The 11,889-nt window shown below is 30.1% G+C and carries 11 protein-coding genes; 3 read left to right on the forward strand and 8 right to left on the reverse strand.

Features of this window, described 5'->3' with window-relative positions:
* Window positions 1-4 precede the first annotated feature (4 nt).
* The 3 genes from IMCC3317_RS03725 to IMCC3317_RS03735 all read right to left on the reverse strand — a co-directional run bounded on the left by IMCC3317_RS03725 (window position 5) and on the right by IMCC3317_RS03735 (window position 4,315).
* Window positions 5-1,627: a hypothetical protein gene (locus IMCC3317_RS03725; protein WP_160128164.1), complete on the reverse strand. Its 1,623-nt coding sequence runs from the start codon at window positions 1,625-1,627 to the stop codon at window positions 5-7.
* 102 nt (window positions 1,628-1,729) lie between these two features.
* Window positions 1,730-1,900 carry a hypothetical protein gene (locus IMCC3317_RS03730; protein ID WP_160128165.1) on the reverse strand — a complete coding sequence of 57 codons (171 nt, stop codon included), beginning with the start codon at window positions 1,898-1,900 and terminating at the stop codon, window positions 1,730-1,732.
* Between the two features lie 78 nt (window positions 1,901-1,978).
* Window positions 1,979-4,315: an outer membrane beta-barrel family protein gene (locus IMCC3317_RS03735; protein WP_160128166.1), complete on the reverse strand. Its 2,337-nt coding sequence runs from the start codon at window positions 4,313-4,315 to the stop codon at window positions 1,979-1,981.
* Window positions 4,316-4,363: 48 nt separating this feature from the next.
* On the opposite strand from IMCC3317_RS03735, the gene IMCC3317_RS03740 reads away from it, so the two are divergent.
* Genes IMCC3317_RS03740 through IMCC3317_RS03750 form a run of 3 tightly spaced genes read left to right on the forward strand, consistent with a single transcriptional unit; the run spans window position 4,364 to window position 7,446 of the window.
* Complete coding sequence (locus IMCC3317_RS03740; RefSeq protein WP_160128167.1) at window positions 4,364-5,653, forward strand: HAD-IIIA family hydrolase; 1,290 nt, start codon at window positions 4,364-4,366, stop codon at window positions 5,651-5,653.
* Window positions 5,654-5,656: 3 nt separating this feature from the next.
* Window positions 5,657-6,631, forward strand: a complete 975-nt coding sequence (locus IMCC3317_RS03745; RefSeq protein ID WP_160128168.1) for a GHMP family kinase ATP-binding protein — start codon at window positions 5,657-5,659, stop codon at window positions 6,629-6,631.
* Window positions 6,632-6,636: 5 nt separating this feature from the next.
* Complete coding sequence (locus tag IMCC3317_RS03750) at window positions 6,637-7,446, forward strand: FkbM family methyltransferase (RefSeq protein WP_160128169.1); 810 nt, start codon at window positions 6,637-6,639, stop codon at window positions 7,444-7,446.
* Here the strand turns inward: IMCC3317_RS03750 and IMCC3317_RS03755 are convergent.
* The 5 genes from IMCC3317_RS03755 to IMCC3317_RS03775 all read right to left on the reverse strand — a co-directional run bounded on the left by IMCC3317_RS03755 (window position 7,433) and on the right by IMCC3317_RS03775 (window position 11,875).
* Entirely contained in the window at window positions 7,433-7,975 is a 543-nt protein-coding gene (locus IMCC3317_RS03755) for an SIS domain-containing protein (RefSeq protein WP_160128170.1), read from the reverse strand. The two genes, IMCC3317_RS03750 and IMCC3317_RS03755, sit on opposite strands and share 14 nt — an antisense overlap.
* A 98-nt stretch (window positions 7,976-8,073) precedes the next feature.
* Entirely contained in the window at window positions 8,074-8,229 is a 156-nt protein-coding gene (locus IMCC3317_RS03760) for a hypothetical protein (protein WP_160128171.1), read from the reverse strand.
* A gap of 224 nt (window positions 8,230-8,453) precedes the next feature.
* On the reverse strand, window positions 8,454-8,597 hold the full coding sequence (locus tag IMCC3317_RS03765) for a hypothetical protein (RefSeq protein ID WP_160128172.1): 144 nt from the start codon (window positions 8,595-8,597) through the stop codon (window positions 8,454-8,456).
* Between the two features lie 507 nt (window positions 8,598-9,104).
* Window positions 9,105-10,370 carry a hypothetical protein gene (locus IMCC3317_RS03770; RefSeq protein WP_160128173.1) on the reverse strand — a complete coding sequence of 422 codons (1,266 nt, stop codon included), beginning with the start codon at window positions 10,368-10,370 and terminating at the stop codon, window positions 9,105-9,107.
* Between the two features lie 152 nt (window positions 10,371-10,522).
* Window positions 10,523-11,875 (reverse strand): hypothetical protein, encoded by a 1,353-nt coding sequence (locus tag IMCC3317_RS03775; RefSeq protein WP_160128174.1) that lies wholly within the window; start codon window positions 11,873-11,875, stop codon window positions 10,523-10,525.
* Window positions 11,876-11,889: the final 14 nt, after the last annotated feature.

An 11,889-nucleotide genomic window follows, 5' to 3' on the forward strand; every position in this document is an offset into this window, starting at 1 on the left:
GCTTTTACACTTCTAATTTTTGCATTTTGTTGGATATTTTTTCTTCACTATGATCTATCAGTTTTATAAAATCTTCTATAATTTTATTGGTAGAAACCTCTTTAGCATACGTCATATATAAACGTCCACAATTGTACCAAGTTTTATCTATTGAGACTTCTAATTCTGGCACATTTGCTTTAATGTGTTGATGTATTTCTTCTAAGCCTGAAAACAAATCTTTGTATACAACATCTTCTATGTGTAGTTCCACACCAATTGAATCATTAAGTGTGTATTGCACTATTTCAAAATGAACAGAACGCGGCCATTTGTTAGGATGATATCTTCTAAAATGTTCAAAACCACCTTTTAATTCTATCCTACTTTCTTTTAAAATTTCATTTTCCAATACTTCATTTAGTCTTGGTAAAACGTTGTAATCTTTTACGGAGAATAAGAAGTATTCTTTGTAATGTTGTTCAGCTACATCTTGGGAAATCGATGCTGGAGTTGAATCTTCAATCGCATCTAAATCAACCGTATATAGTTTTAGTTTTTCATTGATATTAAAATCAGCATTCAAATTTAGATTTTCATCTATATTGTTTGAAATTTCTAGCAATAGCAATGATGCTCTTCTGTAATGTCCTAATGAAAGGAAACTTTCTAAAAAGCTAATCGCGTCTAATCCGAAGTGATATAAAAACCGATTTGCAGTATTAACCGCTTTGATCATTAAATTATAATGAACCATATCTATTTTGAATCCATTCAGCATTCCAAAACAAGCATTTTCAATAGCATGTCCTAAATAATATACATGATTTTCAAAATAGCTAAGAATCACCATTTTGTCTCTTATAGATGTTAGTAAGGTAAGATCGCCATCTTCATTGAGTATTTGCTCAAAGATTAGTTGTATTAATCCGACCATTTCTGTTTGACCATCTAAAAAGCGTTGCGCATCTGGTTTGTATTTCTCTAGTTGAGCTACTTTAGCTGTAATAGCGCATAATCCTTCAGACAAGTGAAATTTACGACATACTTCAAATCCTCCGTAATCATGAGCATCAATTGCTCTATGTATTAATGCTTCTAAATCATGAGAAATTCCGTTCAGATAAAACGTGTTATTTAAATCGTTTTTTTCATAATTGTTTGCAAATGCAAAAAGCAAATGTCCTAACTCTTCTCCTTTATTTTTATTGATCCAAACACTGTTGAATGCTAAGTCTTTTAAGGAATGATTTTTAACTTTAACTGCATTAAAGTCAACGCCAGCCATACTTGTATATGCCAAAGATTGCCAAGGATGAAAATCGCCTTCAGGATCGCATTGTTTTATATAAGGTTCATTGTTTTTGTAGAAGATAAAATCTTCCATTTTTTCAATAATCGGTGCGCCTTCGTACATGAAATTTCCCCAACCACAAATAAGGTGTGACAAGTTGGGCAAACTATTTCTTTCGACTATGGTATTGACATTATTTTTTAATAAGATATTTACTTTTTTATCTACTTCTTCAAGCAAGTTAACATCTAATTTTTGTGGAGTTTCTTTTATAGTAGATTTTAATTTTTTTAGTGCTTCTTTTTCTAAATCGGAAAGCGCTATTGGAAACCATATTTTTTCCCTTTTTTTCATTGTAGAAATTCTTTAAATAAAAAAAAGCGAATGTTAAAAATACATTCGCTGATTAATTAAACTAATAATTTTTAGTTTTTTCAAGCTTTAAGTTCAGAACTATTATCTTGTAGTAGAAGTAGTGTTTGTTTCCAATCCACCTTCTTCTTCTTCTCCACAACATCCTTGTGTACAACATCCTGCTAATAATCTTCCTCCAACTAAATTAGCTTCTTCTAATTTAGTTAGCATAGCTTGTTTTAACGCGTTTAATTCTTTTTTCGAATGATTCATAATGATTTTATTTGTTTTTTATAAGAATAATTACCACCAAATATATACTTTATTAGATGAGATAACAAGAAAAAACTGTTAAAATTGGACTCCATTTACGTCCGTTCTTTCTATTGAATTTCGCTTTTTACGTTCAATATTTTTAGTTTTATTTGATTTGAAATTGTATGAAATCGCTATCCGTAATCTTCTTGATTCAGGCTCAAACACGCCTAATCTATAGGCATTGTCTGTTCTAATTTCATATTCTGGATTGTAAGTATTGAATATATCATACACCTGAATTGCGATATTTCCATTTCCCTTAAAAATTCTTTTGCTATACCCAAAATCGACTTTACCATACGGATTCCTTTTACCTTGTGGGAAAACTGCATTTCCTTTATACCTGAAATTGAATTGAAAGTTATGCTTGTTCCATGTAAACCTATTGTAGCTTCTTAAATAATAGGATGTGAAATCTCTTTCCAATATTTGACTGTCAATTATTGTTCGTATCGTAGCATTGTTTACGTCAACTGTATTTGTTATTGTATACCAGTTATTTATCTTCCATCTACTAGATACTTCCAAACCATAAGAATTATCACTTTCAATATTTTCTAGCGTGAATATATATATATCTGAATTCGCATTTGATGGTCTTTGGATATGAGAAATTCTATCATTCATATTTTTATAATAAACACTCGTTGATAGGTTGAATCCTTTTTTTTGATAATTATGAGATAATTCCAGCGCGTTGATATACGAAGGCTGTAATTCAGGGTTTCTAACCGCATATGATGTAGGAGAAAAATATTTAGGAATCGTTGTTAGCTGCCAATGTTGTGGTCTTACTAATCTTCGGTTATAACTTAATGAAATTGTATTTACATCATTTATCGTGTTAGAAATAAATACATTTGGATAGAACTGTGTATAGTCGTAGTCATAATTTTCAGTATTCAATGCTAATTCTCGCTTTACATATTCAGTTCGTAATCCCGCACTTAGGCTCCATTTATTAAAGGTTCCAGTATAATTAAAATATCCTGCAATTATATTTCTTGAGAACTTATAATCTAACGCAAAGTCAGGAAATGTTGGATTATTTATACTTGTATTTTGTAAGAATTGATCAATATCTTGAAAACTAGATTGCAATCCAAGGTCAAATGAATGTTTCGAAGAAATTTCTTTCTGATAATCTATATTGAACTGCGCAAAATTCCCACTTCCGTTATAGTTATACAGCAGTGTATTATTACCTATAGTATCTTCAGATATGCTTTCAGATTCGCTCTCATTAGGCGACCATACAAAATAAGCTTCAATGTCTAAAAAATGATTTTCTCCATCTAGAATTTTTTTGTATCCAACATTCAAATCATGATTATTATAATCATAATCTGTTTCATGAAAATTTCGGTCTGTATCATTTACAACAAAGCTTGAAATAGCTTCTGGCGAAGAAATGTTACGCTTGTAGTTTACAAAAAATTGATTTGTATCGTCAAGGAAATAATCAACTCCAAAAGTAAATGCTAGGTCATCTGCTCTGTTTATGTTTTCTGTTATTTGCAGGATATCATTTTGAAAATCTTGCGTTCTACCTTCAAAGTAATTTTTACTTTTATTATAGGATATTGAGCTATTGAAACTAAATTTATCTATCGTATAATTAGCAGAAAGGCTTGATCTATATTTTGCAAAAATTCCTATCGTGTAACTAAAATTAGTATTAATATTTAATCCTCTTTCTCTATTTTTTTTCAAGATCACATTTATAATACTAGAACCATCTGCATTCCATTTTGCTGACGGTGAAGTAATTAATTCTATTTTTGAAATATTAACAAGTGCCAATTGATCTAAGCTTCGCTGCGTAGGCTTTCCATCAATATAGATTCTTATATCAGTACTTCCCCGCATGGAAATAGTTCCATTTTCATCAATATCAACCGAAGGTATATTTTCCATAATATCTGTCATAGATGCGCCTTTGTTCATGATATCTGCATCTACACGAATAATCACTTTCCCGTTTTTTCGCTCTATGAGTTTGTCATTAGATGATGCTTCTATGAGTACTTCATCTAAGCGCTCAATTTTTTCTTCTAATAGAATGCTATCTAAAACTAAATTAGAAGCTAATTGATTAATAGGAATCAATACATCTGAATATCCTAGACTTTGAATTTTAAGCACGTAGTTTCCTTTTTCAATATCTATCAGTAAAAATTTTCCGTCTTTATCTGAATTCACTTTTTGAAATATTTTATCTTTAAGGATTAATGATATAGTAGCTAATTCAATCGGAGATTTTTTTTCCTGATCTAAAATTGATCCTTGTATAGAAAAAGTTGTTTGGGCATAACTATTTATTGAAAATAGTAAAATTATTAAGAAATTTACCCCATATTTGAAAACCATAAGCTCGTAGAATTTTAGACACTAAAAGTATAAAAAATAAATAATATAATGGTACATAAAGCCGTAATCTTAGCAGGTGGAAAAGGGACAAGGCTCGGGAATATCTCTAAGAAAATTCCTAAATCCTTACAACTAATAAATGGGATACCAATATTGCATCATCAAATTTCTTTAATATCTAAATATGGAGTTAAAGAAATTTATATCATTACAAATTATCTTACTGAAAAAATAGAAGACTCTTTACAACAAATAAAGACGCAAAAACACCTAAAAATAGTTGTTCATAAAGAAAGTAAAGAGTTAGGTACTGTTGGCGGAATTAAGGAAATTGAGCATGAATTGACAGAAAATTTTTTCGTGCTATACGGAGACATTATGTTAGATGTCGATTTAAACCGAGTCGCAAAATTTCATTCAAAAAAAAATTCAGATGCTACATTAGTTGTTCATCCTACAGATCACCCAAAAGACAGTGATTTAGTAGGCGTAAATACATCCGATAAAATAATTGAATTTTATCCGAAGTATTCAAGAGATCTTACTGCTGTGTATCCGAATATTTCAAATGCAGGCTTGTACCTTTTTTCTCCTAAATTGTTTCCATTTTTAACCAAAGGAGTTAAAGCTGATTTTGGAAAAGACATTTTCCCAAATATCATTAACAAGCTAAATATGTACGGGTATAACACGCCCGAATATTTAAAAGATATGGGCACTCCGGATCGTATTGAAAAAGTGAGAAAAGATTTTAAAAATGGAATCGTGCAAGCGAAGAATTTAGAACAGAAGCAAAAAGCTATTTTTATTGATAGAGATGGTGTTATAAATAAATTGGCTGGTTATATTAGTAAACCAGCACAGTTAGAAGTTTTTGAAAATGCCATTACAGCAATCAAAAAAATTAATACATCTGACTTTCTCGCCATTGTAATTACCAATCAACCTGTAGTTGCTAGAGGATTATGTTCTATAGAAGAATTACAAAAAATTCATCATACCTTAGAATTTACTTTAGGCAATTCTGGAGCAAAATTAGATGCGATATTCTTTTGTCCACATCATCCTGATACAGGATTTGAAGGCGAAAATTTAACTTATAAAAAAGAATGTACGTGTAGAAAACCAAAAATTGGAATGATTGAAAACGCTGTTGAACAATTCAATATTGATGTAACAAAATCCTATTTTATAGGTGATACATGGAGAGATATTGAATGTGGTACAAATGCAAAAATTAAAACGATTCTAGTTGGTAATTCTAAGGAAGAAGTAAAAGTAACTCCTACTTCAAGAGCAGAGAATTTGCTTGAAGCGGTTCACCAGATAATAAAATAATGTATGATAATTACACGAACACCATTTAGGATCAGCTTTGTTGGCGGTGGCACAGACATTCCTGAATTTTATAAGCTGCACAAAGGCGCTGTGATAAGTTCTTCCATCAATAAGTACATGTATATTAGTTCGCATCCGTTTTTTGATAAGAATAAAATAAGGCTTAAATATTCTCAAACAGAGACTGTTTCAAGTATTGGCGAAATACAACATGAGCTTTTAAAAAGAATATTTACAGAAATGAATGTAAGCAATGGAATAGAACTTTCTTCTATTGCAGATATTGTTTCAGGAACAGGAATGGGATCTTCTTCCTCTTTTACTGTGGGCGTTTTGCATAATTTAGCGGTACAGAATAAAAAAGTAATCGATAAAAATGATTTGGCACATACCGCATACGAAATAGAACGATCATTATATGCTGCTATTGGAAAACAAGATCAATACGCGGCAAGTTTTGGAGGTTTAAATCTATTTGAATTTTCAAAGAATGGAGCTGTAACTCGTACGCCTATACTACTAAACTCAGACTTTAAAACAGCGCTCAATAAAAGACTGTTGCTATTTTATGTAGGAAGTAGAACGTCTACTAAGAATATTTTGAAATCTTATGAGTATGAAAAAAAGAGAACTGTTTTAATTCAGATGACAGACTTAGTCTATGATTTAAAAAATGCATTAGAAAAAGAATCTTTTAGTGATTTTGGTAGAATTCTTCACGAAGGTTGGTTGTTAAAAAAGTCTATTTCTAATCAAATATCGAATACTGAAATTGATACCATTTATGAGACTGCTTTAAAGAATGGAGCAAAAGGAGGCAAACTTTTAGGAGCTGGCGCAAGCGGTTTTATGCTTTTTTATTGTGAAGAGAAATACCAAGCCAATGTGATTGAAAGTTTACAACCAACATATAGAAGGTTTGATTTTTCTTTTGAAGAAGATGGCTCTAAGGTTATTTTTCAAGATACCTTGATTTAATTAGTATGGAAAAAACAATTAGAAAAAGAAATGTTGAATTTAAAGTCTATGATAATCATAAAGTCGCAGGATATTGTCCAAATGGTTTTTTTACAGATTGTATTCAAAATGGAGATTGGGAAGAAGAAACATTTATCATTTTAGAAAAATATGCCAGGAAAGGTAAAGTCTATATAGATGTAGGCGCCTGGATTGGCCCGACAGTTTTGTTTGCGGCGAAGCTTTATGAAAAAGTAGTTTGTTTTGAACCAGATCCTGTAGCATTATTGACCTTAGAATATAATTTACTTATTAATGATTTTGAGCATGTTGTTCTTGAGAAAAAAGCGTTAGCAGCTCATATTGGCACCATTAAGTTTGGCGGTAATTGGGAAATGGGAAATAGTGAATCTACGATATTGGTAAATGACGCTTCTTTTTTATCAAAACAAGCTATTGAAGGGCAACGAGGAAATTACAAATCGCGTTCAGAAAATATTATTGAAGTCCCATCAATTACAATTGAAAAAGTAATGGATACGCATACTATTGATCCAGAAACAATTGGGTTGATAAAAATGGATATTGAAGGTGGAGAATATATCGTTTTGCCTGCTATGAAAGATTTTCTACAAACCTATACACCTAATTTATATTTATCACTTCATTTTGGATATCTATTGGATTTTCAAATCAATGAGATATTAGCTATTTTGTTTGAAATCTATAACAGATGCTATACAATTATTGATGAAAAAGAAATAGAAATGACTAGGATTGAAATTACGCAACAAAAGATGGAACTTTTAGTTTTTGAGAAAACTATCGAAGATTAGTAAGCAAGTTATTTTTAATCTCTCTTTTAATTGCATGAAAACAAGAAAGATGTACATCTTCTGTTATTTCCATATCATGAATTAGAATATGCATGTTTTTAGTGGCTTTATTTTTCAAATCGCCTCCATCAAATCCGCAAAAACCTATCGTCTCTACATTTTTTGAATTCGCATATTCTATTGCATTTACTATGTTTTTTGAATTTCCACTTCCAGAAATTCCGATGACTAAATCTTGTACAAGCAAAATATTTTTTAATTGTTCCCTGAAAATTTCCTCATAGTGAATATCGTTTGCAATAGCAGACACAACCGTAGTATTATCATTTAGACAAACAATACGTAGTCCTTTTATCGTTTTTAAATAATCACCAGCCACATGAGATGCAGTTGCGCCACTGCCACCATTTCCGAAAATGTATATAGTTCCTTTTCGTTTGAAACAGTTTAAAATACTATCTCTGACTGACATCAAACTAGCAGTGTCAATTTTTGATATTGTATCCGTTAAATCACTAAAATATTGCATTATAATCCGCTGTAAATTATTTGTAATAGCAAACGTTAAAGCTACTAAAGTTTACTATCATAAAAAAAGCAAACCGAAGTTTGCTTTTATCATTTTTTTTATTCGTAACACATAGGTACATCTTCTTCTGTAAATTTAACAGGCTCAACACAAGTTTCTCCATCAGAACAATTTGCTCTTCCTCCTAAAATTGAGTCGAAAACTGAAATTGAATTTTTGTTAAGTCTTAAAGTTTTTAATTTCTTTTTTTTCATGATTTAATATATTTAAGTTAATAAGCATACAAGTTAGAATAAAAGAATTAATGTTACTAGAATATTTTCTTAAAATATATTGAAGTGCTTCTTAATATTGAATAAATAGGAAATTAAAATTACTAAGCTTACTATCATAAAAAAAGCAAACCGAAGTTTGCTCTTTAATTATTTTTTATTACTAACACCAAGATGCATCTTGCTGTGTGTAACAATCCATTCTATTAGACATTTCTAGCTGGTCTAAGTGGCACATTATCAGTACAAGTTTCTCCATCAGAACAATTTTCTCTACCTCCTAAAATTGAGTCGAAAACTGAAATTGAATTTTTGTTAAGTCTTAAAGTTTTTAATTTCTTTTTTTTCATAATTCTAAAATATTTTAAGTTAATAATCATCTAAGTTAGAATAAAAAAATTAATGTTACTAGAATATTTTCTTAAAATACGGTTATAACTATAAAAATAAAACGTCCCTAAACTGAATAGTCAGAACGCTAGAAACAATAAAAAATTATGAAACTTGTAGAAAGAGATTTCTTAAACGACCATAGACGAATTATTCATGATCCTTATAAACTATTTTCTATAAATAGAAAATCTCTAATAGATATCCAAAACCGAATTTAGGTAAATTTAGTGTTATTGTAAGAAAGTTTAAAAATAATTCATGTTTCAATAGCCATTTTTTTTGAGGGTTTATAGCTATTAACGTGAGTTCGACATAAGTTTACTTAAGTAATATTTTGAACATGTTTTTAAATAAGTGCTAAGTATCTGATTTTCATATTTTTATTTTCGTTTTCTTTGCTCGCAAGAAAAGAAACAAAAGAAAGTGCGCTTTTCCAGAGGTATTTTTATATCGAACTCAGGTTATTATATAATATAAAAATCTTCTTCCCTAAGTTCATAAACGATTGCTTCTACTGCGCCAGTTGCACTATTTATAACTCCAAGGTTCGATTCGACTTCAGACATTCGTACCCAAACGCCTCCGTACATATTTCCAAATCCGAAAGATCCCCAAACTAATTTATGAGATGTCCATTCATTATTTTTATTGGGAGCTTTAAAGTTTATAGAGTCACTAAATTCTTGTGCTATAAAATCAGTTTCTTGCAATCCTATTTGTATAGCTTCTTCCCATTCTTCATTCGTTACGTATTTACCTATGAATACATCTTTCCCTTGATATCCTCTAGCAGATTTTATCACCATAAGGTCTTTATGATTTCTTAGGAAATCTATTAAGTCAAAGGTTTCTTTTTTGTATATAATATCCCTTTTTTTAATTTCGGCAGTCCAAGGTATACTGTCAAGAATCAACTCATTATCTTCTTCAGAGAATTTAGATTTTTCAGCTAATGTCCTCAATAAGCCTAAGTTTCTTTTATCTCCATACATCGTAACGCCTACATGGTCTGGAAAGTACGTTGCATCCATCAAAAATGATCTAAAAACATCTACAGGAACTTCTTCATCGTCAGAAACTAATAATATTACACTATGTATTTTTGTATTTCCTAAGTATAGGTTTCCATTTCTAAGTTTTAATGAAGATAATTTACCTGAACAAGCCATTCCCGTTAATCCTCTTTTTTTGAACTCTACATCTAATAACTCATTAAAGAAGAGAAGACTTTTTGCATCTATTTCCTCATGCTGATCCTGTCCGAAATTTATAAAAATATTAACTTCATTTTCTATTGACTTAACATGCTGTAAAGTTTTATCAATTAAGAATTTAACATAGTTTTTTTGGGAGTCTTCCGAGTGAAAGTAATTTGAATTTTCTTGATTAGATAGATAAGGATGAAATTTTCTTATCACCTTTTCAAAACTTTGAACTTGCCATCCACCAATAGATGATCCGATATTAATTTCGAGCACCTTAAATCCATCTTCAGTATACATTAAATCTAAACGTGATCCGATGTCAATCTTTTTTTCATGACTAATCATTGCATATTGGGCAATAAATTCATTTCCTGAGAAATAATAATCTGCAATTTTTTTAACATCATTATTAAAGTATAACTTAGGTATTTGCTGAATTAACTTTGGCAATTTTATACTAAGCGTCTGCAATTCATTGGCGGTAGTTTCGCTAATAATAATTGGCCATGCATTTACTGGATACATGTAATTTTTAAATAATTCAGGAAGGTCATGCTTGGATGTTTCTACCCAAACAGGCAGGTCTTTTTCTGCTTGTTCTTTTATTATTTCGTATTTATCTAATAATATGTTTTTTTCTACCATTTTTATCTTTAAAAGTTTACTGTAAGAAGTGATTAATAAGATTCATATACAATGCCTTCTACCGCTCCATTTGCTGAATTTATAACTCCAGCATCAGTATTATTGGCAGACATTCTTACCCAAACGCCTCCATAAATATCTCCAAATCCAAATGCGCCCCAAACTAATTTGTGTGGTTCCCAATTATTGGCTTTGTTTGGTGCCAAAAGATCTATAGATTCTGAAAATTCTTGTGCCACATATGTTTTTTCTTGTAGTGCTTTCTCTATAATTTTTGCCCATTCTTCTTGTTTGCAAAACTTACCAATAAAGACATCTTTTCCTTGTAATCCATCTGCTATTTTAATAACAAACTGCTCTTGTTTCTTTGCTAAAAGTTCTGGAACTGTATAGAATTCTCCTTGGTATTTTACTTGTTCATTTACAACCAATTCTGTCCAAGGAATATATTTTAAGATTGTTTTATTATCATCTTCGCTAAATTTTTCTGCTACTGCGAGTCTTCTTAATAAAGCTAAATTTCGTTTGTCTCGCATAAATGCTGTTCCCAAGTGATCAGGAAAATATACTTGATCTGTCACTAAAGCTCTAAATACATCAGGAGTAATATTGTTTAACGCATAATCTAAAATTAATACTGCATGAATCTTTTTATTTTGATATTGAAGTGTATTATTTGTAAACTTTAATTCGGAGATACTATCAATATAAGTACTTCCCTTTTTATTTTTATGTGTTAATTCCTTTTCTAAAAGTTGATCAAAAAAACTTTTAATCATATTTTTAGATGCTGCGTCTCCCAAACTTGTATTCACTAAAAATATTCCCAATTCATTATCCTGAGATGATACATGCGCTTCAATTTTGTTAATTAGGAATTTTATATATAAACTTTGTGTTTTCTTAGAATCAAATTGCTCTTTATTTGTTGAAAGTATAGGATGTAATTCTTTGATTAATGGTTCAAAGTTTTGAAACTCCATTCCTCCTATTGAAGATCCCATATTAATTTCCAAAACTTTAAATCCATCATTTGTATACGTAAGATCTAATCTGGAACTTACATCTAAGTTTTTGTTTTGACACATTAATGAAAATTGTCCTATTGTCTGATCTCCATTAAAATAAAAATCAGCAATTCTTTTAACATCATTTTCAAAATAAAGAGAAGGTATTTTTTGTAATAGCTTCGGGATTTTAATGCTTGCTTCTTTTAGCTCTTCCTTCATTTTGTTATTAATGATAACTGGCCATGAAGAAATTGGGTATTTAAATCCTTTGAAGATATCTATTAACAAATCACTATTTGTGTCGAGTAAGCTAGGAATCGTATTATCTTCCTTGAAAACTTCTTTATATTTATCAAAAAGTATCGTATTTTCCATTGGTTTTATTTAGT

The sequence above is a fragment of the Kordia antarctica genome, from assembly GCF_009901525.1.
In the GTDB taxonomy this organism is placed as follows: domain Bacteria; phylum Bacteroidota; class Bacteroidia; order Flavobacteriales; family Flavobacteriaceae; genus Kordia; species Kordia antarctica.